This is a genomic window from Candidatus Mycosynbacter amalyticus (assembly GCF_025273655.1).
Classification (GTDB): Bacteria; Patescibacteriota; Saccharimonadia; order Saccharimonadales; family Saccharimonadaceae; genus Mycosynbacter; species Mycosynbacter amalyticus.
Genome location: NZ_CP045921.1, coordinates 70,036 through 93,473, shown reverse-complemented (window position 1 = coordinate 93,473; position 23,438 = coordinate 70,036). Strand labels below are relative to the sequence as shown.

Below are 23,438 nucleotides of genomic sequence, written 5' to 3'. Positions count from 1 at the left end.
ACACCACCCATATACATCTCACCCGAAATAACCAAAGAACACTTACTAGCATTGAGACGATTACAACGAAATTAGTTGCTGGCTTTTTCGTATACGCAAAACCTTCAAAAGTTACAACTAAAGCTAAAGGTGGAAAGTAAGTGCAAAGATACCATACAGCAAGTAAGCTATTGACGCGCATATCCCTAATAGACCATACACTTTAGATATACCGGATAAGCGCTTCAGCGCCACTGTACCGAACAGTGCGACTCCTACGCTAGCAGCGATCGCCGCAACACCCGCCAACCATGCGCGCGAGCCCTGTGACGATAGCACCGGACCTACAAAATAGTAAAACAGGGGTAAGCTCGCCAAGCAGCCTAGTTGCGCCAGTATCAGAGATGTTTTTGTTTTATCTTTCATCTTATTCCTTTGGATATTCTCTCGATCTAGCACAAGAATAGCTTATACAATACCGTTATGATAGATTTTAACACACTCGTTATGAATGAAGTAAGCTTTTGTATAAGGCTGGGGCTAGGGGTCGGCACCGTCGGTGTCGATGGATTTGTCGGGGTCGTCTCAGTTGGCTGAATAACCTCGCTGTCACAAGCATCGTCAATACCGTCACGATCGACATCTTGATTCGCAGTTGCAACAAATACCCCGCAGGCCTGCTGTGAGTCTGGCGTACCATTATCGTCTAGATCGCTCTGATCTCGACCGACGACAAGAATACTTTGATAGTATTCAACTTGCTCACCGCCAGGTGCTTCACCCGCCAGAACAAGCGTATGGTAGCCAGCTGGAGTTGACTCGGGCACTGAGACAGTTGCAGATGCCCCGCCGTCGGAATTAAAAGTTAGGCTGCCCAAATTAACTGGGTCAGAGTGTAGAGTGACCAAGAAAGTAGACCCTGGCACTCCCGCGCCAGTCATAAGTTTAAGGTCAAGCGAGCCACCTTTCTGCACCTCCCTCGCCGCAACATCTTTCTTTTTTAGCTTCACGGCAGTCGACGCACCGTCTTCGAAATACCCTCCCGCTGGCGTATGAACCGCACTAGAGGAGGCCGCGCTATCCGGACACACAGCCTGCGAATTTAAACACCAGGTATAGCTACTCAGGCTCTTACCGTCGAGTAGTTGCGAAATACTACTAGCCATTGCCCTCTGCCCTTTTGCATTTGGATGAAAGCTTTCTTGCAAGTCGTTGCCATTCCACCCCATGTAGCCAGTGATCGCTGTGACTTTTTTATCTTCATCTTTTGAATTGTCACACAGCCTGTAATTACCTAGTGAATCCTCAACGTCAAGATACTTGACGCCCACCCTAAGTGCGGCAGATTCGATTATATTATTGAAATATTCTACTGAGTTATAAATCATTTTTCGCTCTTCATCATTCAAATTGAGCGTGTTCTTGCATTTAGCCCCCTGGGCTCCATTAATAAACTGAGGATAGCCAACTACATATATCTTTGACTGGCCGCCAGTAACATTACGCACGGTTGAATAAGTCTCTACGAGATCATCATAAATATCCAACAGGCCATTTTTGAGCTTCTGACGTCTGTCGAGTGTTGCAAAATCACATGTTCCTGGCGAAGTGAGGTTGGCACAGGCGTCCATAATTGCACCGAATCCTGCATCATTTCCGCCCATTGTCAGCGTGATCACCTTCGGCCGATACTTCTTCACGAACTCAATCTGCTGCACGCGTCCAGGTATAAAATCACTGAGTGCCTGGGTCTGCAGTTGTGTCGCATCAACATAGCCTTGCAGCCTTGGTCGTCCCGGGTCCTTGCCACCCCAGCCTTGACCAAGATACCCACTGTCACTATTTGCAATATCATATGTTTGCGCGCCCGAGCATGCCACCGACTGCCATTTGGTGGTCGAGTTCGTAGCTGGACTACCAAGTCCCATATCTGCCGCAAGTAAGTACGGGTATGACCTAGTACTAATATGACACTTCTCGCGTGGTGTTCTCACAAGGGTATCCTCTTCTTTGTCGGTAAAATCACGGTAGTACTTGCCGCCCGATGCCGTCTTCTCTGTATCACCTTCACCACTCGAATATGAGTCCCCTAGTGCCAAATACTGTAGGCGAAGTTTAGTCGAATCTGGCTTCACAATAGCCATGCGGCCGAGCGACTGACTCGAATCCCAATAATAGAAGTTGACCGTATCATCGGCACCAATGACCGCACGATACGCGCTTCGCTTATCCATTGCGTTAGATAGTTCAGTAGAAAAATCAATCGATGGGCATGGCTGATCAATTTTCGAATTGGCATAGAAATCAGAGCGGCCACACGCGTCACCGACCATATATACGCTGCTTTTGCCAAGATCTTGATCGGACACGACAACACGTGAGCCGTCATTAGAAATCGCGAGTTGGATATTTTGATTCTGTGAATTGACCCTGTTGCTTGCGATCAGCTTGGCCTTTTTTGTCTGCAAGTCAATACGCACGATACCGCTACCATATACAGCAGAGGCGGCGTAGCGCCCGTTTGTCGAGACAGCGACCGCACCCGCAAAAAGCGCATGGCCACTCGCATCGGTCACGGTAACACCCTGAGAGGCATCGACGGCGTACACCTTGCGAAAAGTATCCGGACCCGACTGGATCTGTTTTTCTATCAGCTTAGTGTGTACAGCGCCAATAGTTACAAGTTGCGGTGGGCCAGCAGCAAAATTCAACGTCAAAAACGTGTCATCTGCCAACAAGAGGGGATTTGCAGGCAAGTATGTATTATCGATCAAGTGAAAGACCGTATCCGACGCCAGCTTGGCGGCGTATCGCTGTGAACCTCCGTCACTATACGATGCAAAAGCAAGGTTTGCGCTCCGTACTACGCAGAGTGTGGTTGATATCCTCGGAGAGTAGCCCTCTACTTCGCCTTGCTCTTCGCGGCAATTGCCAAAATGCCATGACTTTCGCTCGGATTCCAGACTGAAGCCCGACGTCACGGTTGCGCCCGTCACGTCATCCCATCTCAGATTTTCTACCGCGTATGAATCGGCATGAACCACCCCTACAATAGACAAAACCAGCACTGCGGCACCGGCAAATAATCGTACGTTCACACTCACCCCTCCATAATTATGGATTTAGTGTAGCATGAATTATATTTTTGAAAAATATTAAAACTATATTTGTAGTTGCTCCGGCACTGGCGCATCAAACCGAATCTCTGGCAGCTGATCCATGATGAAATCGTCCGACAGGTGCGTGTATTGCTGACGATAGGCGGCAGTAGCAGCACCAAACACCGCGTCGCCCCAGTCAAAGCCCAGACTGTCCGCCGCTGTTCGTACCGCCTCTTCGCTCTCGCCTTCTACCTCGATAAATGGCCGTAGCCATGGCCACTCGTCTATCACTACCTCTGTGCCGTCGGACATATGCCACGTCTCACGGCGGGTTTCTTGGTAGCTTTTGGGTACTAGACCGGCTTGTAGCTGCATCTCTATAGTAGCATCAAAATCGCTCACGACGATCTCGATTTCCTGCGCACTATGGAGTCCCTGCTGACCGTCGAACTCTTTGTATGTCATGGTGACTTTGTCGCCTTCATCACGCACACGCAGGTACGCATCTTTGGCGCGATCTACCAGGTAGAATACGCGGCGGCGCATGAGACGCATGGGCTGCACACATACTGCACCAGCCGCAGCGAGGCGAACTCGCATACCGTCCACTTCCACCTGGCAAAACTTCACCTCTATCTCAGTTTTCATGCTAGCTCCGGTAGCTGCACGGCAACTTTATAAGCAGCATCCTCGAGTACCTTCTGCCTAGTCACACGGCCATTTGTAAAGTATGGAAACGGGTCTTTTGACACAGCTCCGTATTCTTGCTGAACGAGCACGCCCAGATCAGGGTACTGACTTGGGACTTTATCGAGCATTTCCTGCGGAAATTCAAGGTCAAGGTCGATACCAATTTTTGCGTTGCTCCCCTCTTTTTCGATGACCACCACATCACAGCCAAACAGGCTATGATTGACATGTGCGGGATGCTGTCCACTCTCGATTGTTGCATAGTAGCTCGCCTGAACACCAAGTCTCTTTAGGTTACTGTGGCGATTCATCGCTCCTTCGTAGGTTTCTTCGATCGTCATTGGCTGCTCACTCACACCTGAATCAACCTTTTTACCATTAATACGCACTGGCATACCCGCCCGACGCATAGCACGACTGACAGCGGTGTGCTTGATGAGGCTTTCGGTACTCATATACAGCAGAGGCAACGATGCCACGTAGTCGTCCAGAGCATCGAGTTCGCCACGAAGTAGAATCGGCTGCAATCCACGAATCTCGTCACGAAACGACACGTCTGGTACATCACCTAGTACAAACACCTCGAGCCCATGAGCGTACGCATACGTCATTTCCATGAGAGTGTTGCCACCGATGTAGTTTGCGACGCCGTTTTTCTCGCCGTTGACGACCAAAATTGCGTCAGACGTGTCGATTTTGGCGAAGTGCTGGTCGATAAAACCACGTTTTTTGTCCACGTCCTGCTCTAATGCAACGTGCAATGAGTCTTCGGCAAAATCCGGGTTATCCACCTGGTAGCCACGTTGTTCTAGGTCTGATTTAGTCGCCTGCATCAGTTCGCGCGACGACATCGACCCGCAGAGTGTCAGTTTCATAGCTGCTCCTTTTTTTCGAAAAATACAAAAGGCGGCACCCTTCGTTCGTGCGCCGCCTAGTTGTAATGTACCTAATTGTTATTTCTTGTCTTTGGTCGCGTTGACTTCGTAGCTAGTATTGGTGCTCTCGAAGAAATTGACAAGCTCAAGCGTGTCGTTTGCTGCGGCCATCCATTTGGCTGGATTGCTGACTTTGTAGTGCGCGCCAAAACCAAGCTCTTCCAAACGACGATCGGTGAGATAACGTACATACTGGTTCACATAGTCGGCATTGAGCCCCAAGATACCTTTTGGCAATAGATCACGGTTGTACTGCTCTTCCATCTCTACTGCGTCGAGGATCATCTGCTTGATCTCTTCGGCAAACTCTGGTGTCTGCAGGTCTTCGTTTTCCTCTAGTGTAGTGAGGATCAAGTTGATACCAAATTTGAGATGCAAGCTCTCGTCGCGGATGATCCAGTCCATGAGACTACCGAAGTTGCGTAGCAAGTTGCGCTGGCGGAAACTGAGTGCAACCATGAAGCCACTATAAAACCAAATACCTTCGAGAATGATATTGTAGGCGATCAGATTCTTCACGAAGTCTTTTTTGCCTTCGGTGGTAGTGATATCGAGCGTTTCCTCCGTCATGCGTTTGATATATTTGGTCTCAAACGCTTCTTTGGCTGCCATGCTTGGTACTTCTACATGTGCCGCATAGGCTTTGTCGCGATCAATCGGAAATGTCTCAAGCACATACTCGAAGCTCATGCAGTGGTTTGCCTCTTCCCACATCTGCTTAGCCAGGTACAGGTGACACTCGGCTGCGTTGACATACGGGTAAACACCAAATGCCAGCGCTTTGTTTACGAGCAGCTCGTTTGGGTTGAAGTAACTCATGAGGAACTCGAGCGCATGCCGCTCTTCGTCTGTCATCTTTTTCCAGTCAGCGAGATCTTGCCCGAGCTGGATTTCGTTTGGAAACCACGTGTTGGCCACCGCCTGATCGTAGAGATCCATCGCCCACTGGTAGTGAACTGGTTTGAGTAGTAGCCCGTCTTGGATACCTGTGCCTAATATGCCTGCCATTATGCTACCTCCTCTTCATATTCGCCAAAGTTCATAACTTCGTAAATTGCACGTGCTGCTTGCTGCTCGCAAGCTATTTGCCGTCGAGAATCCAATAGCTCGTTAACCTGCACAGTCATATCTCCATTAACATGGTCTGCCAGTGCTGCATCGATCTCGTCCAGATTCTGGGCTGCAAAGGTAATCTCGCGCGCTAGGCGGCCAGATGCATCTGGTGCCAGTAGCACTTCTTCTGGGCGCACCGTCTGGAGCCGGGTCTCTCCAAATGCCATCTTACTGGCACCCCACGCACATAGTTGCATCCGCTGGATCAATCGGTACGTTCGTGACGGTACCGTCATCGTTGGTCACCTGTTTGGTCTGGCCAGCAAGTGCCGCCATGGCCTGATCGATAGCTGCTAGTTTTTCTTCGAGTGTCATGTTTTCGTCGAGTATTGCGTTTGCGTTCATTGTGTTATCCCCCTAATTTGTTACTTGCTTATACTTTTGCGAAACCAAATCCGACTTTGCGTGCGCCGCCTGATTTTTTGGCCATTTCTTCTGTTTTGTTCACGTTTGTGGTGCTCTGCTCTGCCTGATGCCGCGGTTTGACGTGCAGATAGTACGTCGTCTTGAGGCCACGCCGCCATGCTTCAGAGTAAATATTTACATACTCATCGATGTCGCGTGTCTCGAGATACATGTTGCGGCTGATAGCTTGGTCGACCCATTTCTGCGCCCGAGCCGCTACTTCGATGAAGGCATAGGGGCTAAGTTGGAAGCTTGTCTTGTAGACGTCTTTGATATGCTGCGGAATTGCCTCAATATTCTGGATGTCGCCTTGGTTGGCCAGTACTTCGTCTTTTACCTCTTCCCACAGGTTGAGCTCTTTGAGCTTGCGAATCATATTGTGATTCACCTCGAGGAACTTACCGTTGAGTGTCGCACGAGAGAAAATCTGCGCGAACTGTGGATCGATACCGGGTGTCGTACCAGACACATGTGCGTTGTTGGCGGTCGGTGCGATAGCCATGAGTGTGGCGTTGCGCATACCTTTTTTCACCTTTGAGCGCAGGCCGTCCCAGTCGAGCTGGTGTTTGCGGCTAATCTTGACCTTCACTTTGCGGTCTTTTTCGAGTACATCGAGCGTATCGATTGGCAACATGCCTTTGCTCCAACCGCTACCTTTGAAGTTTGGATAGCTGCCGCGCTCCCGGGCCAAGTCTGCACTAGCATCGATGGCGTGGTAACTAATGAATTCGAGCAACTGATCCATGAGATCAAATGCCTCGTCTGAGTCATAACTGTATTCAAGCTTCTCGATCACATCGGTAAAGCCCATCACACCCAGACCAACAGCGCGGTTGTTCAGGTTGGAATTCATAGCCTGTGGAATCGGTGTATTGGTCAGGTCGCAGAGATTGTCGAGCTGACGAATAGAGCTACGGACCGCTTTCTCTAAGCGCTCCCAATCCCATGTCTTGTCTTCGCGGAGATGTACGCTCAAGTTGATACTGCTCAAGTTACAAACTGCTGTATTGTCCTTGTCTTGCGGCAATGTAATCTCGGTACACAGATTGCTGTGGTGAATCGTACCTGTATTATTGTTGAGTGCACGCACGTTTTGCGTGTCTTTCCAGGTGAGCCACGGGTGGCTGGTAGCCTGAAGCTGCTGGAGAATCTGGCGGAATTGCTGCTGAGCCGGAACCTTCGCAAAGTCGCGCAGCTCGCCCTTCTCAGCCAGTTTGACGTACTCTTTGTAGCGCGCGCTAAACTCACTACCGTAGAGCTCCACCAGGTCTGGTGTTTCGGCTGGATCAAACAGGTACCAATCTTGGTCTTTTTCTACTCGCTTCATAAACTCATCGCTCAGCACTACCGCTGTGTTAGCAATACGCGTACGGAGGTATGGGTCGCCAGAGTTTTGCTTGAGATCGAGGAACTGCGGAAAATTGAGGTGCCAGTTTTCCATGAAGATGGCCGCAGCTCCCTGTTTCTTGCCCTTGCGACTTACGGCGAACAGCGCCGTATCAATCATTTTGATGAACGGAATCGGACCGGTACTTTCGGTATTGGTCGTCTTGACTGGGCTTCCCGCAGCGCGCAGCTTGCTAATACCGATACCGATGCCACCGGTACCTTTGGCGATCCACATCGTGTCGCGGACACCACGAGCGATAGCCTCCATATCGTCTTCGATGTCGAAGAGGAAGCAGTTGGACAGTTGTGGGAACGAACCACCAGCGTTGATGCGCGTGCTTCCCGCAGGGTTACTGTCGAGCTTGGAGATATATTCGTAAAATTCGAGCGCCACAGTCGTAGGATCGTCTTCGCAGAGGCTGAGGCCCATAGCGATACGCATAGCAGTGTATTGCGGCACCTCAAGTGGTACGCGCACACCGTTTTTGCGGAGGCTATAGCGATTACGACGTGTCACAACACCTAAGTAGCGCATGAGATTGTCTCGATCTGGATCAAGTGCAGCTGCAAGCTTCTTGTGATCAAAAAACTTGGTATCGGCCATGCGCTCGTCAAGGAGTCCATCTTTGACAGCCTGGCGCAAGTACGGCAAAAACTCTTTGTCGTGGAGCTTCTTGAGCTCTTTGGCGTTTTCATAGTTCCCCAAGATATTTTTGTAATCTACCTTGAGTTGCAGGCGCGCAGCGATCGTGTCAAAATCTGGATCATCTTTGACATTTTGTAGCGCCGTATGAATTACTGCCTCATCCAGCTGTTCGGTCGTAATCCCGTCGAACAGCGTCAACTGCAGTTCGCTTGCAACCTGGACAACTTTCTGAATCTGATTCGGCAAACCCTCACTTGCCGCGACCAGAGCCAGATTGATCTTGTTGGCGTCAAATGGTTCGCGAGTGCCGTCGCGCTTGACCACATGAATTCCGTTCATCTTATACCCCTTTGGCTACGTTCTTGTCTTTTATGTTATTGATAATCCACCCGCCTTGCTCATAAGTCTCTCACCTCTTTTGAACTTGGACACAACGAAGAATAGCGACGTAGCGCTTACGATATCCTTCTTGCGTAATGTGTGTTTTATTGACTGACTACATATGTAGTGTCTACCTACGATAATAGACCCTATATATATGGGTTTCAAGCCTTTTTGGTAATTTTATGCGGGTATTTTTCACCACACGATTAGTCGCCTCTGTTACATGTAAGCTAGTGTGTTGTTTGATTTTTACAACGCTAGATGTAGCGTTTATGCTGCACAATTCTGACGGATTCGCTCTGCAGGCGCAAAGTCATCTGTATATGGCTCAAAACGCGGTATCTGGGTATCCTGGTAACCCGTGTACTGCGGCAACGCCTCACCATATACACCGATGATATTATGTAACGTATCAGGGTGAGTTCCTTCACTTGTGCTCACGAGACGCTGCGAAAAGTTGTAGCGATATGGCGCCTCGCGTGTGCTCAGTAGCTCTTGGCATCCGCCCTGCTCACCAGCGATCATGTTGACCATCACCACACCGCCAGGTTGCACCACTCGCCGCAAGGCATCACCATATTCGCGTGTCATAAAAGTAAACGGAATATCCGTGTTGTGCCATACACATCCACTACCACGATGTCGTAGCGCTGCTTGGTCTGATTAACATATGTGCGAGCATCCGTAAAAGTCAGAGTGACATTGCTTGGATCTCGATAGTAGAAATGCTCACGTGCAACCTCTACTAGCTTCGGGTCGATCTCGACAACATCGATATGAGAGAGTGAGGATATCGATGCGCTATTTGCTGCGGTAGTGTAAACGTACCGCCGCCTAGCATGAGTATCCGTTGCTTCGCTGGGGTCTGCGCGATCAAACCGGCCAACTGCTTGGTGTACCAAAATACCGGCTCGTCGGGTCGATTCACCTGTATCCCCGACTGGACACCGCCCGGCCCCATAGCCAGGCCGCGCATACGTTGCCCGTCAGATTCCCAGTCAAACACCGTATAGTGTGCCGTCGGCGTATCGATGTTAAGTGCCTGGGCATATGTGGGCGCCAGCGCCACAATATAAAGTACTATGCCGGCAAAAATCCACTGACCCCGGTACAACTTTTCTGCAAGTAGCACAGTCGCCAGCAGTAGCACCACTACCAGCACGACGAAGATTGCGCGCGATCCCACATACCCAAACAGCACGAAGCCTGTCCAGAAACGTGCCCGTAATCCCACCGAGTGCGTCCCACATACTCAGGTTTGCTACAGCAGTTCCGGCTGTTTTGAGTGAAGTGACGTTGAGTTTGGCCAGGTACGGACTAATCGTACCGAGCACGAAACTAGTAGGTGCGAACAGTAGCAATGCTGCCATGACAGCTTGCGCACGCACATCGATCTCAAGGTCCGCCAGCCACGGCAACACATGAGGATACAGTACGGTTGTAAGTGCAATTAACCCAGACGCCACTAATAGCAGCCACATCACATCTCGTCGTCGAGCACGCGCATCCGCTATCCGACCGCCGACATAAAACCCGAAGCTCAGTGCTGCGATTATCGTGCCGATAATACTTGTCCAGACATATGTAGAGCTCCCGACCGTCGGAGCAAGAATACGTGCCGCAGCCAGCTCAAATGTCATAAGTGTGAATCCGACGATAAAAGCGAGAAGCTCAAGGCGCGTTGGGAGACGTGTCATTAACTAATAGTATACAGCAGACAAAATCTACTCGTCCGCCTACAGAGAGATCGAAGAAATAGAAATACCGCGACCATCTGGTCACGGTATTTCTATGGCGGAGAGAGAGGGATTCGAACCCTCGGTGAGTTACCCCACACTTGTTTTCGAGACAAGCCAGTTCAACCACTCCTGCACCTCTCCAGACTTTTTCTCTGAGTAGCTAATTACTCCTACACCCCTAGAGTAATCTGTACCATTCTATCATACGCGCACTCAAACATTCGACTGCCATCAATTGGTTGCGATACGCAGCCTGTATGGTGACAAGACAAAAACAATGCGCGTATACTGGATATATGAAGTTTTTCAAAATCGTTCGACTTAGTCTATGGTGTGTAATTATCGCGAGCTGTATTGCCATCATCACGCTCAATTACTCAATAACAAAAGTTGTCAGCGACGCTAGTAGTCTGCGCAAAATTACCCGTAGCGCCAACACGTACGAGATCGTGCGTGGCGATATCCTCACGCCGCGAATCCTGGCCGAAGCCCAAGACACTGGCTACGGAGCACTCGTAGACGAAAAAGTCGTCCGTACAGCCGTCGACAAAAGTTTCGATGACGACAATCTCGACAAGCTACTAGTGCCGGCAACCGAATCTATGGCCAACTGGCTGGGCAGTAAACAGCCCGACGCAACGTTTCGAGTAGACGCGCAGCAGCAGCTCACCGAGCTGGCCGATTCGCTGGCTGCCGAGATGACAGCCAAAATCCTCGCCCAACCCATATGTAATTACACCAATACATCGGCCGACATCGCCACTGGCCAATGTCGCCTGTCGATACTCAGCGAAAAAGAAATCCGCGCCGGTATCCTAGTCGCCCTAAAATCCCAGCCGACTATCAAAGAGGGGGTGCTGTCGAGCGACCAGCTCACTATTCCAAATTCCGTCATCAGCCAGACCCGCAACATCCCCGAGTACCTCAACATGCTCAATTCGGCCGCCATCTTTGCGGCGGGTATCTTCGCACTTAGTAGTTTATGGCTCTTGATCAAACACAGGTTCCGGGGTGTCGCTGTCATCGGTATCGGTGGACTGCTGGCGGCACTTACAGTATTCATCGCTCAAGGTAGCGGTGTCGCTATCGTCAATTCGTATGTCCTCGAACCAGGCTACCAGGAGCTTGCACGCGCGCTCGCAGCCGCTACCGCAGCAGAGATGCGCATGACGCTCCTCCCATTGGCTGGGGCGTCTGCCCTCCTCACTGTCATCGGTTTTGTGGGCTGGTATCTCATCCGCAGGCGACGCTCCACTCAGCACGAAAAAGCCCGTGTGCACTTCGGTGAAAGCAAATCTGATATCGACAACACTGACGCGTAAACTGCAATTTACCTACTGCTGGATCTGCAAGCCATCCAGCTCAAACTCGGCATCTTGCATTTTATCAAGCACGAGCTTCCGGGCATCACGCACACCGCGGTTGTAAATTGTCGGTGCTAAGTGCTCTGTCACTATATCTATCACATCTTGCGCCGCAATCATCCCCACCCCGTCGTCGCCGATATCTTCGATGCGGGTGATGAGTTCGTCGATGCATTTCTGTTCCGACTCTTTGTCGGGAAAATTCCATGTATGTTGCATATAGATTTATTATAACAAGACTACTGAGACCATAGAAAATTCCCCACGCATGGTGGGGAATTTTCTATGGTACACCCTAGTTAAAGAAGTTCAAACCATCATTACAAGTAATATCGTAACTTGATATAAATAAATACCGTCCAAAGATTATATTGTTAATAAACCTACCATATGGTAGTATGGTATTATGATTCAGAAAAAAGATATTATTAAAGCTGCACAGGAACGTATAAAAAACGGGGAAACGGTTTCGCTTGATTCCGTCGCTCGTGATATAGGATTAACTAAAGCAGGACTAGTGCATCACTATCCTACAAAAAAATCGCTTATGATGGGTCTTGTGAATGATGTCGTAGAAAGATGGCAATTAATGCTTGACGCAACTCCTGCTAAACCTAACGCCGAAGACAGGATGATGACTTACCTTAGGTATGCAATGTCTGACGAAATAGACTCATCAGATTTCGCCTTTATGGCTGACTACAAATTAAAAGATGAGCTTTACGCTAAATGGGCTAAACAGATTGAAGCTTGGTTCAACTTTTACGATATTACGGACATTACTAGGCGGTCTGCATTGATGACTGTTCGACTTATCGCTGATGGGGCTTGGTTCGATAGAGGCTTGGGGATGTTGAACATAAGTGTCGAAGAGAGGCAGTCAATCTTAGACGTCTCAGAGAAAATACTAAAAGAAGGAGTAAAATAATGAAACAATGGATATTTCTAGTCGGAGCTATCATTTCGGAAGTAGTAGCTACACTTTCATTGAAGGCAGGGATGGATAATTCAATTTTCTATATAGTGGTATTGATAGGTTATGTATTAGCTTTTGTGTTTTTAACAAAAGCACTTAAATCAGGTATGGCTCTAGGGGTAGCTTATGGGATATGGGGTGCTTGTGGTGTAGCAATGACTGCGTTCCTATCACATTTGATTTTTAACGAACCTTTAACCTCGATTATGGTACTAGGGATTGTAGTAATTATTGCTGGCGTACTAATGATTGAATTAGGTTCACAGGCTGCAACTAGAAAAGAGAAAGGAAACGTATAATGGGTTGGTTATTTCTTATCGGTGCAATTATTGCCGAGGTATCAGGAGCACTTTCATTACGGATGGCAAGCTCAGGCAAGCGTCGATGGTGGGTAGCTGTTGCGGTTGGATATACTATTGCCTTTACAATGCTGATTTTTACACTTTCTAGCGGTATGGCCCTCGGTGTCGCTTACGGTATATGGGCAGCGTCAGGAGTTGCTCTTACTGCGATTTTTAGCAAACTACTATTCAAAGAACATCTGACGTTAGTTATGTCCATTGGTATTGCCGTTGTAATTGGAGGTGTGCTTATGATTGAACTAGGTAGTGGCGCTACGCATTAGGTTGGATAGAAAATAGACAATTTATAGTGTAGATATATACAATTTATATACTTAACGAAAGTGAGCCTTGCCGTCCGAGAATCCATTGAATTCACCCTTATGTATTTTGACAGTAACCATATCAGGGTTCCATTCAGAGACTGAAATGGATTCTCCTTCGTTCCCCAATACACTTCTTCCATAGTAAGTTCCGTTAGGAAAGATTGTGTTAGCGATAGGGTGGTATTGCTCGAACAATTGTCTCTCTAAATAGTCGTTGAGTATCCATAAGAATCTTTTAAGATTTTATTTTTTCTTATCTTTTTCCATCTGATTGCGAACGATAACAGCAATTAGAGAAGCGATGATAACAGTAATAGGCAGGGTACTCCAAAACTTATCCCATTTCTGGTCGCCGGTAGCTTCGTAGCCATCGTCTGCATATTCGACACAGCTACTGCCCCTATTATCTGTATCCGACTCCACACAAGAAGGTCCGCCTAAACTCATTCCCAAGTATGCACTGACTACAACGGCAGCAATAACGCCAATTATAATGAACGGTAGCAATCGTCCTTTTTCAACTTCCTTTTTAATCCACTCCCATCCGTACATTCCGATGAATGTTATGACACATACTGCAAGCCCAATACCCGCTCCCCATAAAAATCCTGATAGGGGGTCGGGATTGTCACCCATAAATCCAATAAGTCCACCTAGAACTCCAAACATAAGGATTGGAATCAACATTAAGAAATAAATACCTTTAGACATTTCTTTCTTTTGATTTTGTTGGGTCATATAGACGTCCTACCGTTAAGTACTTTAGCTTTTTCTGTATCAAACTCAGCTTGGGTCAATATACCTTGTTCTTTGAGGTTAGCGAGTTTACCGAGTTCATCAGCTATGCTTACTCGTGGTTGCGGCTGAGCAGAGACTACTTGGTGTGATGCACTAACTTGTTTAACAGACGAGATAACCTTAGCTAATTTAGCTCTCAAAGCCATAGGTGCTTTATTTTCCACGAATAAAATAACTTCTTGACCATCAATAAGTTCAAGCGTGATATACGATTCTTGGTCTTTGCTCTTCTTCTTGAGTGCAAAAGCAAATATACCAACTGCAATAAGTCGGGTTACGGTAACACGCCTATTAACTTCATCTTTACCTTCTACAAGAATGTCTTTGATTTGAGAATTAGGTATAGTGAACTTTGTACTCATAACAGCACTGAACTCTGTTTGGTTTTGGTAAAAAGTAATAATGCCATTCGCTTTACGACCATCACCGTATCCACCCATATACTCCACAGCTAGAGCGTCTAGTTTAGCCCCTCTAATATCCTTTAGTTCGGCTGACTTCTGCTGTTGCTCTTGATAGCTCTTCTGAATTGATTTACCAGCTTTATCACTTGCATCTTTAACCTTGTCGAAGAATGACATTTCTAAGCTCCTAATTTCATTTTGAATTAATCATTTACGTTTACTATACAACATCAATACCTATATATTTGTTAGCGGGCAAACACCATTAACTATTTATCAATACTTTTTATATAACAGTACAACCCCGTTAATTAAGTAATAATAAACAGCTAGTTTATGTAACTATCTGTTTATTATTTTACGCTTATGATATGAATGAAAACGAATTGATGAAAACATTTGGCAAGCGTGTTGCAGTAGTACGAAAAAGTAAAGGCGTAACGCAACAACAATTAGCCGAAAGTATTAGTATGAGCGTCGTAGCAATTGCATATATCGAAACTGGTAAGCGGTGGGCTAGACTCGGTACATTAAATAAGATTGCAAGCTCATTGAAAGTAGATATAGCAGACTTATTTAAAGATATTTAGCTGTTAATCTGACAGTCAAATAATAATTATCAGTGACGTTACATAGGCTATTTCCAATACATTGTCAGAAAACCTTTGTAGGGACTGTTCTTCCCATCAACACCAGGAACTTTCCTAACTCTTCGCTTCCATTCCACATTATTTAGAACATCTACAGGCGGTTGTTTATAAAGCTTCTTGAAGTCTTTTCTAGCAGCTTCGATAATTTTTTTCTCACCAAAGTCCTCCCAATCTATATGCGACATTAAGATTTGAAAAACGCCATCGTAAAAGAACCTGTCTTCAACTTTGAAACGCCAGTCTTTGTCAAAAATAAATAGTTGTTGATTTTTCCAATCTTCATCTTCAACTCTGTAACCTAAAAATCCTTGTGGGTGAGGCACGAAGGAGAATCGTACATTACAGTTCGTCAGTAAACCTCCCTTGAGCCTAGAAGCTACTACGCCATTATTAGCGTGTATAAAATCTCCTACGTTATACCTACTTAGAAATATCGAATCTGCTTCAATATCGGCATAGAAAAACTCGTACTCTTCCATTATTTATACCCTCGGCACTTCGTCAGCAATAGCTAGAGAGGGAGTAACGACCTTTTCTAATAGCCATAAACTGCTCTCATAATCACCTTCTATTATCGCTCTACTAACATTTGATTTAGCGATTGTTAGCAGCTTATTTCGTGCAAGTTCCATTTTTTCAGCAAAGATTCTATCTTCACGGAAGTAACGGTAAAATGTATCCCTACTAATTCCAGCGTAGTAACAAGCTTCTGAAATAGTAGACCCGTACTGCAATGAGTCCTCCAATTTACTTATAATCTGATAATTAACTTTTTGTGGTCTACCTATTGGTTTTTTATTAACCATAAAAACTCCTGTTTATATTTGTTTTATCTCTACTCTTATTATAGAGAGAATAGCTTTTTCAATTTCTTACATATAACGAAATCACCGTCAGAATATCCAAATCGCTTACAATATAAATAGCTATGAATAAATACTTTGCATTCAATACACCGCAGATAGAAGTAGACCCTGAGTTTAATAATATCTTTCTTGTAGTGTACGCAATTCTTTCCCTTATGGCTTTAGGTATGGCGGTTTGGTATTTTGCACCAATCCTTTATAAGAAAAGGAAGAATAACATAGCCGCAAAGTCTCTCTTGAAGAACTCTATTTGGTATGACCTGAAAGAAACCGAACTCCATTCAGGCGATAATAAAATAAGAATTGAACCAAAATCTCTTGAACACTATGTATGTAAAATAACATTCAACTCTCCTAATAAATATATTGACGACTATGCAGTGTTTGAAGCTAGAGATAATGCCGTATCTCTTGCAAAACTTAAAGAATCCCGAAGAGGCGTAGAACAAGCTGTTCGACGCTTAAATGATAAAGGTAGGAAGCTTGGATTAAAAACTGATTTATTCAAACGCAGTAAAGAACGAACTTCCGTTAATGACGAATATCGTCTGAGAATCACTCGAAACTAATATAACTGAACTTGAACATACCGCCCGTAATACGGCGGTTTTTTCGTTTTTTACATCTGTTACTAACATATCCTAACAAGTTATTGCTAAGTCCTAACAGCCCCCTCCCTATAGTGGAACTTAGTTTTTCAGCAAGCGACTAACGAATCACCGTACATATACGATTCAACAGCAGTCACATAAGAAAAGCTAACGACAGAAAACCAATAAACAAAGGGAGAAACATCTTAAAGATATAGAGAAGAAGTAAAACAGTCACAAATAATAATTAGTAATCGTTTACGAATAACTTTGTAAGCATTCTATTCTAATTGCCTTAACTTAGCTGGATTCAATCCACGACTGGGCTGGTTAAGTGCGTCAAAAATTAGAGTAACAGGTGGTAAAAATATGCAGTTAAAAGAAAAGCAAATAAAAGAGTTTCAAGTACTCTACAAGAAAAACTTCGGCAAGAAGATAAGTAAACAAAAAGCAATCGTAGATGGAATGGCTTTGATACGCCTAGTCTACTTAACACAACCGAATTATGGAGCTAGGAAATGACCTCTCCAAATCGCAACCGATACAAAGAGCTTTGGGAAAAAGGTACACAGACAGGCCAGCTAAGGCTCTCTACTGAACGATTGAGCGATTTGTTGCTAGAGGAGTTTCCGCCAGAAGTTTGGGCTATAGAAGGCTTAATACCAGCCGAGGGAGTAACAATCATCTCAGGCTCACCTGGAAGTTTCAAAACTTGGCTATATATGGAGATGGCAGTGAAAGTTGCTCAGGGTGAGAGTGTGTTTGGACATTTCCCTTCTAAACAGATGGGGGTAATGGTTATTGATGAAGAGAGTGGACGACAGAGACTACAAAAGCGGTTCAAACAAATGGGAGCTTCTGAAAATACAGAGATTCATTTTACTTCCAGAATTGGCTATAAGATGAACCATTTATATGTAGACGCAATCGCAAAAGAAGCTAAAGAAAAAGAAATTGGCTTAGTTATATTTGATTCCTTTACCCGCTTCAATAATGCTGATGAAAACGCTTCTGGTGATATGGCTACGCTTATGGACTGCTATAGGCAGTTGGCGGATACAGGACTTGCAGTATTGATTCTGCACCACAACCGAAAAGGTGTCGCAGGGCAAAGCAATCCAGCAATGGAAATGCGTGGTTCTTCCGACATTTTAGCTGCCGCAGATTGTCACATTGCAGTAAACCGTGTTGGTCAAAGCGAGTTCGTAAGACTTACACAAACCAAGAATAGAGATATTTGGGAGCCAGCCCCATTTGAACTGAGGTTTCACGAGAATGCTACAGAGTTTGAATATGTAGGCGAAGGAAAGTCGTCAGCAGACCGACACAATGAACAGCTGAAAGAAATTGTAGAAGCAGTAGGGTTATATCCTGGATTATCTAAAAGGCAGCTTGTAGCACAAATTAAGACAGATGGGTTCAAAGGTGGTGATAAAAAGATTAGCGACTGCCTAGATGAGCTAGCTCGTACAGAGATGGTAAGAGTACTACCTGGTGGGCGTAATTCTTATAAATACTATTTACCCTCTGACGAGCCGAGTGCCGCAAAAAATGATTAGTTATAGGTGTATACATTTTTGCTTCACTCACTTAATCCCACAGTGTAGACCACCACCTCTATAAACATAAACTAATTGTTTAACATAATACTAATAAAGTTATATAATATAGATAGGAAAACTATGAACTTAGAACAACTGAAATACGGACTTTACGCAAGAAAGTCTAACGAAAGCGAAGACAAACAAATTGCGTCACTAGATGACCAACTAGAAACAATGACCGAAATTGCAGAAGCAAGAGAATATCGTATCGTCAAAAAAGCGATATATAAGGAATCTAAATCTGCAAAGATACCAGACCAGCGGATAAAGTTTGATGAGCTTATCGAACAAATAGAAAAAGGTAATATAAACGCTATTCTTACCTATAAATCTAATCGCTTAGCTCGTAATCCAAAAGAGAGTGGAGTTATCCAGCAGCTAATGTTTGATGGCAAACTTAAAGCTATTATTACCAAGGATAAAAACTACCTTCCAGAAGATAACGCCCTTATATTTAGCATAGACGCAGCTCAAGATACTCAGTTTAGTCGTGATTTATCAATAATTGTAAAAGACCGAATGTCGCAAAGGGCTAAAAATGGCTATTATCCTGGCAGAGTTCCAATAGGCTACAAGAATGCGAAAGAAAGCGAGTTCAGTGATGTCAATGTAATCGTCATTGATGACGCTAGATATGCACTAGTGCGAAGAATGTGGGACTACGCCCTTACGGGTCAATACTCTGTTAGTCAAATAGCAAGAATTGCTGATAAAGAGTGGGGGCTTAAAACTCCTAAACGTAAAAAATCTGGAAATAAACCACTGTCAGTATCTGGACTGTATTTAATGTTTAAGAATCCTTTCTATATGGGTGCTATTCGCTTCTCTGGAATCTACCACACAGAAGGTAAACATTCGCCTATGATTACACCAGAGGAGTTTCGACAAGTGCAAGGAATGATAGGTCGGGCAAACCAGCCTCGACCAGAAGAAAAGATAGCCCTAGATGACCCATTCCCATATCGTGGTCTAGTTAAGTGTGGAGAATGCGGTTGCCTGATTACATATTCTAAAATAGTCAAGAAACAGAAGAATGGAAACGTACATACATACGAATACTGTTACTGTACTCGAAAAAAGAAGTACTCTGAATGCTCGCAGACAATGACCGTTAGCAGGATAACTCCACAAGATTTAACCAAAGCTATTCGAAATGAGATTAGCAAGTATACGATTATTGAAGACTTCTTCAAATGGACTTGTGAGTATTTAGACGAGTTCCACGAAGATGAAGCAGAGAAGCAAGAAAAAGTAATCGAGACTCAGATGAAAGCTATTAAAAATACAGAAGCTGAGGTGAACAAACTACAACGTGCTTTATATAAAGGTATGATTGACGAAACTTTTTATAAATCCGAGAAGCAAGAGCTTGAAGACAGGCTTATTACATTGAGGGGTCAATTTGATGACCAGGAGAACTCAAACAAGCGTCAACGTCAACTGCTAGAGAAGTACTTTAATTTCGCACGATATGCTAAATATGACTTCGAAAGTGATAATGACTTAAAAAAGAAAGAAGTCTTGAGCATTATTGGTCAAAACCTATTACTGAAAGATGGCGTACTACTGTTTGAGCCTATAGAATATCTAACTCCACTAGTTGAAAAGTATCCGTCTCTTGAAAAGCAGTTCTTGAAGGTCCAAACCTATCCAGAACAGATGAAAAAAGACGCAATAGCGTCTCTAATTCAAGTATGGTACACCCGACAGGATTCGAACCTATGGCCTTTGGCTCCGCAAGCCAACGCTCTATCCAGCTGAGCTACGGGTGCTCAGGTTTGTCAAAATTTGACACTAACAGCAAGTATAACAGAGATAGAGCTATAAATCAACTACAGACGGAACAAGTGGACGATACGATCGACGAAGTCGAGGTGCAATTCTTCCATCGGTAGACGTGCGCCTAGTGAATCTACGATAGACTCACCTACCTCAACCGGAAAATACACCTGCAAACTTGGCTTGAACCGCTTAACAGGTATCAGATGGATTGTGTTTTCTTTACCGTCGTGCAATACGCCAAACGACTTGTACTCGGCGATAGGATAGAGTACATCGTCGACACGCAGGCCCTCCCCATCAAGCCGATAATTAATCATGCGTGCTGGTCGTATGTGCATCACGATGAGTACAACTGCGATCACAATTGCGAGAAGTGACACGGTGAAATATGTCTTGAGTACAAATACATCTAGTGCGATCGCGACGACGACAAATACACCGAGTCCAGCATACCAGATCGGATTTTTGTCGGTAGTGATGTATTCTTGAGCCTGCCATTCAACTACCCCCACTTCGGCATTCTGCCGCTCCGGCCCGTCTACAGTCTCGCCCATAGCCACCTCGCCCATCGATACGGTTACCATTGGTGTCTGGCGTTGCGCCGTCTCGTCTGCAAACTGTGATTGCTGAGAAGCGGGCTCTACCGCTTGTGGCATAGCGACCGGCTGCGGCTCCACGACTTGAGGTTGGGGTGGTTGCTCCGGAGTCGGCACCTGAGGGGCCTGAGGTGTTTGTGGCTGCATACAGGTAGTATAGCATGAGCGTTGTGGGGATTACTAGAAAAAATAGAGAGACTATCAACGCTTCCTACATCATAGAAAATAGCTCGATTGCAAGACCGAGCTATTTTCTATGGCGGAGAGAACAGGATTCGAACCTGCGGTACCATTGCTGGCACACACGCTTTCCAAGCGTGCGCCTTCAACCACTCGGCCACCTCTCCGTAGAGTTTCCATTATAGCGAAGACGCCCTCATCTAAACAGCCCTTTCGTGATGCGAATTGTAGTCTATGCGCACACACTATAACGACAACCCTAAGCCAAATCCGCAACATTATGATGTAGAAATAACGCTCACGGTTGCTTCTTCTCTGTTGTTCCCCCTATAATAGGAGGAATGAAAAAAGCTGACTCGGCACCAGTCATATCTTTGAGAGGCCTCACGAAACGCTACGGCATAGGTGACGCCGAACACACTGTGCTCGACAATATAGACCTCGAGATCAAAAAAGGCGAATTCATCGCCATTATGGGCCCGAGCGGTTGTGGCAAGACAAGCCTCCTCAATGTACTAGGACTTCTCGACAAGCCAGATGAAGGCGACTACCGACTCGACGGTAAATCAGTTGCCCGCCTCACCAGCGCCAAACGCGCCGCTATCCGCTCCAAGCGTATCGGATTCGTGTTCCAGAGCTTCAATCTCGTGCCACGGCTGAACGTCATCGAAAACGTTGCACTTCCCCTTGCTTATACAGGAACCCCAGCTCTTAAAAGTGCCAAAAAAGCTAGCGCTATGCTGAAGACTTTTCATCTCAACGAACGCGAATACTACATGCCCTGGCAGCTCTCTGGCGGACAGACCCAACGCGTGGCCATCGCCCGCGCCCTAGTAAACGACCCCAGCATTATCCTGGCAGACGAGCCGACAGGCAATCTCGATAGCAAATCTAGCCACCTCATCCTCGAAGAATTGTCCGACATCCACCGTCGCGGCAACACAATCATCATGGTAACCCACAATCCCGATATGACCACCTACGCCGACCGTGTGATCACTATGCTCGACGGTCGGATCGATACCGACACCAAGACAACTGTCGTCCAAAATACCCGTTCATCTGCCCCGGCAAAAAAAGTTAGTCTTGGCAGTCGCAGCAAATCAACTCGCCGTGCACGAAAGGGTAAAAAGTAAATGCGTCTTCTCATCGTCAATCACATCAGCGTGGCCCGCGAATCTCTGCGCCGTAATCGCCTCCGGACGCTTCTCACAACCCTCGGTATCACGCTCGGTGTTGCCTGTATGACGGTCATATTCGCACTGAGCTATGGCGCCGCCAAGCTAGTGAGCGATCAAGTCGATGCACTTGGTGGCAACATCGCCGTTATCCGCCCCGGCACTGAGCAGACACCACAAAACCTTCGGGACATGGTGGCGCCACTCGGCGGCAACAGCTTCGCAGTCAGCTCACTTACCGAAAAAGATTATCGCACCGTCTCCGAGCTCGATAATGTCGCCGATGCTGCACCACTCATGTCAGTCGACGGTTCCGTGAAGACAAATGATAGCAAACAAACAATCACCGATGCGCCGATCGTCGCTACCACCCCAGCTCTTGCCACCGTCTCCGACCTCAAAATCCAAGACGGCCAGTTCATTGACGACATCACCAACCAAAACACCGCCGTCATCGGTCATCAGCTTTCGATCGACCTGTTCGGCACCGACCAGTCCATCGGTCAACTATTCAAAGTTCGTGGCCAACAGTTCACGGTCATCGGCGTACTCAAAACAGTCGACGACGCGATCAACTACAATAATCTGAACGTCAATGACGCCGTCATCATCAGCCTCGATAGCGGTAAGTCGTTCAACCAAGGCATTGCACAGATCCGACAGATTGACGTCAAAGCCAAAGATGCCGCCAACCTCTCGGCTCTCACCTCTCAGATCAACAAAGTCATCACCGACAACCACAACGGGGAGAAAGACTTCACTGTCCTCACTGGCGACCAGATCTCCAAGCCTACATCACTCTTGTTCAATCTCGTCGGTGTCGTGGCGATGCTCGTGTCGGCTATCGCACTTATAATCGGCGGTATCGGCATTATGAATATCATGCTAGCCAACGTTGCCGAGCGTACCCGCGAAATTGGTATTCGCAAAGCCGTCGGTGCCAGCAACTATCACATTACATTCCAGTTCCTCATCGAAGCGCTCGTAATGAGCATATCCGGTGGCGTCTTCGGTTTTCTCCTCGGCTACGCCGTCGCCCTTCTCCTTAGCACCTTCTTGCCATTCAACCCAGGCTTCACTTGGTGGGTCCCTGTCGCTTCAATCGGCACCTCTATGCTCGTCGGCCTCGTTTTTGGCATCTATCCAGCTCTGCGTGCCGCTCGCAAAAATCCTATCGAAGCGCTACGACAGTATCATTGATATATTATAGTTATTATGCTATAATATTATTTGTCCCTGGTGAAAGAAGCTGGGGCGACACAGAAGGAAATACCTTGTTCGAAACGCATCGCACAGGCTCCGTACTTGATGTTCGCCAACCGGCGCACACGTTCCGTCTGACGATCAAGGGGTGTGAATGTACCCTAAGAGATATCCGTCCCGGTGACACAGTGTCGGGCAC

Annotated in this window: 25 protein-coding genes, 3 tRNA genes and 1 pseudogene; 10 read left to right on the top strand and 19 right to left on the bottom strand. The window is 46.3% G+C overall.

The features are described 5' to 3' along the window. Positions 1–431 precede the first annotated feature (431 nt). The 11 genes from GII36_RS00490 to GII36_RS00440 all read right to left on the bottom strand — a co-directional run bounded on the left by GII36_RS00490 (position 432) and on the right by GII36_RS00440 (position 10,522). Positions 432–3,077 carry an SGNH/GDSL hydrolase family protein gene (locus tag GII36_RS00490; RefSeq protein ID WP_260763612.1) on the bottom strand — a complete coding sequence of 882 codons (2,646 nt, stop codon included), beginning with the start codon at positions 3,075–3,077 and terminating at the stop codon, positions 432–434. A 63-nt stretch (positions 3,078–3,140) separates the two neighbouring features. Then, positions 3,141–3,728: a class IV adenylate cyclase gene (locus GII36_RS00485; protein WP_260763611.1), complete on the bottom strand. Its 588-nt coding sequence runs from the start codon at positions 3,726–3,728 to the stop codon at positions 3,141–3,143. Further along, positions 3,725–4,645, bottom strand: a complete 921-nt coding sequence (locus GII36_RS00480) for a DUF84 family protein (protein WP_260763610.1) — start codon at positions 4,643–4,645, stop codon at positions 3,725–3,727. The genes GII36_RS00485 and GII36_RS00480 overlap by 4 nt, the downstream gene beginning before the upstream one ends. A 78-nt stretch (positions 4,646–4,723) precedes the next feature. Continuing rightward, complete coding sequence (locus GII36_RS00475; protein ID WP_260763609.1) at positions 4,724–5,713, bottom strand: ribonucleotide-diphosphate reductase subunit beta; 990 nt, start codon at positions 5,711–5,713, stop codon at positions 4,724–4,726. Then, the gene (locus GII36_RS00470; protein ID WP_260763608.1) at positions 5,713–5,985 is read right to left on the bottom strand and encodes a hypothetical protein; all 273 of its coding nucleotides are present in this window, start codon (positions 5,983–5,985) and stop codon (positions 5,713–5,715) included. The genes GII36_RS00475 and GII36_RS00470 overlap by 1 nt, the downstream gene beginning before the upstream one ends. Before the next feature lies 1 nt (position 5,986). Further along, positions 5,987–6,163, bottom strand: a complete 177-nt coding sequence (locus tag GII36_RS00465; protein ID WP_260763605.1) for a hypothetical protein — start codon at positions 6,161–6,163, stop codon at positions 5,987–5,989. Between the two features lie 28 nt (positions 6,164–6,191). Then, positions 6,192–8,597 carry a ribonucleoside-diphosphate reductase subunit alpha gene (locus GII36_RS00460; RefSeq protein ID WP_260763602.1) on the bottom strand — a complete coding sequence of 802 codons (2,406 nt, stop codon included), beginning with the start codon at positions 8,595–8,597 and terminating at the stop codon, positions 6,192–6,194. A 315-nt stretch (positions 8,598–8,912) separates the two neighbouring features. Next, positions 8,913–9,233, bottom strand: a complete 321-nt coding sequence (locus tag GII36_RS00455) for a hypothetical protein (protein ID WP_260763600.1) — start codon at positions 9,231–9,233, stop codon at positions 8,913–8,915. Then, on the bottom strand, positions 9,230–9,544 hold the full coding sequence (locus GII36_RS00450; RefSeq protein ID WP_260763598.1) for a spermidine synthase: 315 nt from the start codon (positions 9,542–9,544) through the stop codon (positions 9,230–9,232). The genes GII36_RS00455 and GII36_RS00450 overlap by 4 nt, the downstream gene beginning before the upstream one ends. A 132-nt stretch (positions 9,545–9,676) precedes the next feature. Further along, positions 9,677–10,339 carry a fused MFS/spermidine synthase gene (locus GII36_RS00445; protein ID WP_260763596.1) on the bottom strand — a complete coding sequence of 221 codons (663 nt, stop codon included), beginning with the start codon at positions 10,337–10,339 and terminating at the stop codon, positions 9,677–9,679. Between the two features lie 95 nt (positions 10,340–10,434). After that, positions 10,435–10,522, bottom strand: a tRNA-Ser gene (locus tag GII36_RS00440). Between the two features lie 155 nt (positions 10,523–10,677). Between GII36_RS00440 and GII36_RS00435 the strand changes: the two genes are divergently transcribed. Continuing rightward, positions 10,678–11,703, top strand: a complete 1,026-nt coding sequence (locus GII36_RS00435) for a hypothetical protein (protein ID WP_260763594.1) — start codon at positions 10,678–10,680, stop codon at positions 11,701–11,703. 12 nt (positions 11,704–11,715) lie between these two features. On the opposite strand, the gene GII36_RS00430 is transcribed toward GII36_RS00435, so the two are convergent. After that, positions 11,716–11,964 (bottom strand): DUF2164 family protein, encoded by a 249-nt coding sequence (locus GII36_RS00430; protein ID WP_260763592.1) that lies wholly within the window; start codon positions 11,962–11,964, stop codon positions 11,716–11,718. A gap of 187 nt (positions 11,965–12,151) precedes the next feature. Here GII36_RS00430 and GII36_RS00425 point away from each other — a divergent pair, with 187 nt between their 5' ends. From GII36_RS00425 to GII36_RS00415, 3 genes are read left to right on the top strand one after another with little or no spacing between them, the layout of a single operon-like run. Next, a complete protein-coding gene (locus GII36_RS00425) occupies positions 12,152–12,673 on the top strand; it encodes a TetR/AcrR family transcriptional regulator (RefSeq protein WP_260763591.1) in 522 nt (173 codons plus the stop codon). Continuing rightward, the gene (locus GII36_RS00420) at positions 12,673–13,020 is read left to right on the top strand and encodes a DMT family transporter (protein ID WP_260763590.1); all 348 of its coding nucleotides are present in this window, start codon (positions 12,673–12,675) and stop codon (positions 13,018–13,020) included. Before GII36_RS00425 ends, GII36_RS00420 begins: the two co-directional genes overlap by 1 nt. Further along, positions 13,020–13,346: a DMT family transporter gene (locus GII36_RS00415; protein ID WP_260763589.1), complete on the top strand. Its 327-nt coding sequence runs from the start codon at positions 13,020–13,022 to the stop codon at positions 13,344–13,346. The genes GII36_RS00420 and GII36_RS00415 overlap by 1 nt, the downstream gene beginning before the upstream one ends. A gap of 285 nt (positions 13,347–13,631) precedes the next feature. Here the strand turns inward: GII36_RS00415 and GII36_RS00410 are convergent, their stop codons facing one another. Further along, positions 13,632–14,126, bottom strand: coding sequence for a hypothetical protein (locus GII36_RS00410; RefSeq protein ID WP_260763588.1), 495 nt, complete (start codon positions 14,124–14,126; stop codon positions 13,632–13,634). Further along, on the bottom strand, positions 14,123–14,767 hold the full coding sequence (locus GII36_RS00405) for an SHOCT domain-containing protein (RefSeq protein WP_260763585.1): 645 nt from the start codon (positions 14,765–14,767) through the stop codon (positions 14,123–14,125). Before GII36_RS00405 ends, GII36_RS00410 begins: the two co-directional genes overlap by 4 nt. Before the next feature lie 194 nt (positions 14,768–14,961). Here GII36_RS00405 and GII36_RS00400 point away from each other — a divergent pair, with 194 nt between their 5' ends. Beyond that, on the top strand, positions 14,962–15,180 hold the full coding sequence (locus GII36_RS00400; RefSeq protein ID WP_260763583.1) for a helix-turn-helix domain-containing protein: 219 nt from the start codon (positions 14,962–14,964) through the stop codon (positions 15,178–15,180). 47 nt (positions 15,181–15,227) lie between these two features. Here GII36_RS00400 and GII36_RS00395 read toward each other — a convergent pair whose 3' ends face one another. Both GII36_RS00395 and GII36_RS00390 read right to left on the bottom strand, forming a co-directional pair. Next, entirely contained in the window at positions 15,228–15,719 is a 492-nt protein-coding gene (locus tag GII36_RS00395; RefSeq protein ID WP_260763581.1) for a hypothetical protein, read from the bottom strand. Between the two features lie 3 nt (positions 15,720–15,722). Continuing rightward, a complete protein-coding gene (locus GII36_RS00390; RefSeq protein WP_260763579.1) occupies positions 15,723–16,046 on the bottom strand; it encodes a hypothetical protein in 324 nt (107 codons plus the stop codon). A 122-nt stretch (positions 16,047–16,168) separates the two neighbouring features. Here GII36_RS00390 and GII36_RS00385 point away from each other — a divergent pair, with 122 nt between their 5' ends. From GII36_RS00385 to GII36_RS05895, 3 genes and pseudogenes are all read left to right on the top strand, one after another. Beyond that, positions 16,169–16,675 (top strand): hypothetical protein, encoded by a 507-nt coding sequence (locus GII36_RS00385; RefSeq protein WP_260763577.1) that lies wholly within the window; start codon positions 16,169–16,171, stop codon positions 16,673–16,675. A 539-nt stretch (positions 16,676–17,214) separates the two neighbouring features. Beyond that, on the top strand, positions 17,215–18,255 hold the full coding sequence (locus GII36_RS00380) for an AAA family ATPase (RefSeq protein WP_260763575.1): 1,041 nt from the start codon (positions 17,215–17,217) through the stop codon (positions 18,253–18,255). A 123-nt stretch (positions 18,256–18,378) separates the two neighbouring features. After that, a pseudogene (locus GII36_RS05895) lies at positions 18,379–19,191 on the top strand (recombinase family protein); the annotation flags it as partial. An 804-nt stretch (positions 19,192–19,995) separates the two neighbouring features. Here the strand turns inward: GII36_RS05895 and GII36_RS00375 are convergent. The 3 genes from GII36_RS00375 to GII36_RS00365 form a co-directional block, all read right to left on the bottom strand. Continuing rightward, a tRNA-Arg gene (locus GII36_RS00375) sits at positions 19,996–20,072 on the bottom strand. 60 nt (positions 20,073–20,132) lie between these two features. Further along, positions 20,133–20,825, bottom strand: a complete 693-nt coding sequence (locus GII36_RS00370) for a hypothetical protein (RefSeq protein ID WP_260763573.1) — start codon at positions 20,823–20,825, stop codon at positions 20,133–20,135. Positions 20,826–20,935: 110 nt separating this feature from the next. Continuing rightward, positions 20,936–21,025: transfer RNA gene (locus GII36_RS00365), tRNA-Ser, on the bottom strand. Positions 21,026–21,199: 174 nt separating this feature from the next. Between GII36_RS00365 and GII36_RS00360 the strand changes: the two genes are divergently transcribed. Beyond that, positions 21,200–21,994: an ABC transporter ATP-binding protein gene (locus GII36_RS00360; protein ID WP_260763572.1), complete on the top strand. Its 795-nt coding sequence runs from the start codon at positions 21,200–21,202 to the stop codon at positions 21,992–21,994. Further along, the gene (locus tag GII36_RS00355; RefSeq protein WP_260763569.1) at positions 21,995–23,236 is read left to right on the top strand and encodes an ABC transporter permease; all 1,242 of its coding nucleotides are present in this window, start codon (positions 21,995–21,997) and stop codon (positions 23,234–23,236) included. The last annotated feature ends 202 nt before the right edge of the window (positions 23,237–23,438 follow it).

Excerpts from the sequence above, each read along its gene's own strand:
- GII36_RS00475 (WP_260763609.1), bottom strand. The coding sequence starts at position 5,713 with ATGGCAGGCATATTAGGCACAGGTATCCAAGACGGGCTACTACTCAAA.
- GII36_RS00430 (WP_260763592.1), bottom strand. The coding sequence starts at position 11,964 with ATGCAACATACATGGAATTTTCCCGACAAAGAGTCGGAACAGAAATGC.
- GII36_RS00445 (WP_260763596.1), bottom strand. The coding sequence starts at position 10,339 with ATGACACGTCTCCCAACGCGCCTTGAGCTTCTCGCTTTTATCGTCGGA.
- GII36_RS00480 (WP_260763610.1), bottom strand. The coding sequence starts at position 4,645 with ATGAAACTGACACTCTGCGGGTCGATGTCGTCGCGCGAACTGATGCAG.
- GII36_RS00420 (WP_260763590.1), top strand. The coding sequence starts at position 12,673 with ATGAAACAATGGATATTTCTAGTCGGAGCTATCATTTCGGAAGTAGTA.
- GII36_RS00395 (WP_260763581.1), bottom strand. The coding sequence starts at position 15,719 with ATGGAAGAGTACGAGTTTTTCTATGCCGATATTGAAGCAGATTCGATA.
- GII36_RS00470 (WP_260763608.1), bottom strand. The coding sequence starts at position 5,985 with ATGGCATTTGGAGAGACCCGGCTCCAGACGGTGCGCCCAGAAGAAGTG.
- GII36_RS00380 (WP_260763575.1), top strand. The coding sequence starts at position 17,215 with ATGACCTCTCCAAATCGCAACCGATACAAAGAGCTTTGGGAAAAAGGT.
- GII36_RS00385 (WP_260763577.1), top strand. The coding sequence starts at position 16,169 with ATGAATAAATACTTTGCATTCAATACACCGCAGATAGAAGTAGACCCT.
- GII36_RS00400 (WP_260763583.1), top strand. The coding sequence starts at position 14,962 with ATGAATGAAAACGAATTGATGAAAACATTTGGCAAGCGTGTTGCAGTA.
- GII36_RS00370 (WP_260763573.1), bottom strand. The coding sequence starts at position 20,825 with ATGCAGCCACAAACACCTCAGGCCCCTCAGGTGCCGACTCCGGAGCAA.
- GII36_RS00455 (WP_260763600.1), bottom strand. The coding sequence starts at position 9,233 with ATGACACGCGAATATGGTGATGCCTTGCGGCGAGTGGTGCAACCTGGC.
- GII36_RS00415 (WP_260763589.1), top strand. The coding sequence starts at position 13,020 with ATGGGTTGGTTATTTCTTATCGGTGCAATTATTGCCGAGGTATCAGGA.
- GII36_RS00485 (WP_260763611.1), bottom strand. The coding sequence starts at position 3,728 with ATGAAAACTGAGATAGAGGTGAAGTTTTGCCAGGTGGAAGTGGACGGT.
- GII36_RS00390 (WP_260763579.1), bottom strand. The coding sequence starts at position 16,046 with ATGGTTAATAAAAAACCAATAGGTAGACCACAAAAAGTTAATTATCAG.
- GII36_RS00360 (WP_260763572.1), top strand. The coding sequence starts at position 21,200 with ATGAAAAAAGCTGACTCGGCACCAGTCATATCTTTGAGAGGCCTCACG.
- GII36_RS00405 (WP_260763585.1), bottom strand. The coding sequence starts at position 14,767 with ATGTCATTCTTCGACAAGGTTAAAGATGCAAGTGATAAAGCTGGTAAA.
- GII36_RS00435 (WP_260763594.1), top strand. The coding sequence starts at position 10,678 with ATGAAGTTTTTCAAAATCGTTCGACTTAGTCTATGGTGTGTAATTATC.
- GII36_RS00355 (WP_260763569.1), top strand. The coding sequence starts at position 21,995 with ATGCGTCTTCTCATCGTCAATCACATCAGCGTGGCCCGCGAATCTCTG.
- GII36_RS00465 (WP_260763605.1), bottom strand. The coding sequence starts at position 6,163 with ATGAACGCAAACGCAATACTCGACGAAAACATGACACTCGAAGAAAAA.
- GII36_RS00460 (WP_260763602.1), bottom strand. The coding sequence starts at position 8,597 with ATGAACGGAATTCATGTGGTCAAGCGCGACGGCACTCGCGAACCATTT.
- GII36_RS00410 (WP_260763588.1), bottom strand. The coding sequence starts at position 14,126 with ATGACCCAACAAAATCAAAAGAAAGAAATGTCTAAAGGTATTTATTTC.
- GII36_RS00425 (WP_260763591.1), top strand. The coding sequence starts at position 12,152 with ATGATTCAGAAAAAAGATATTATTAAAGCTGCACAGGAACGTATAAAA.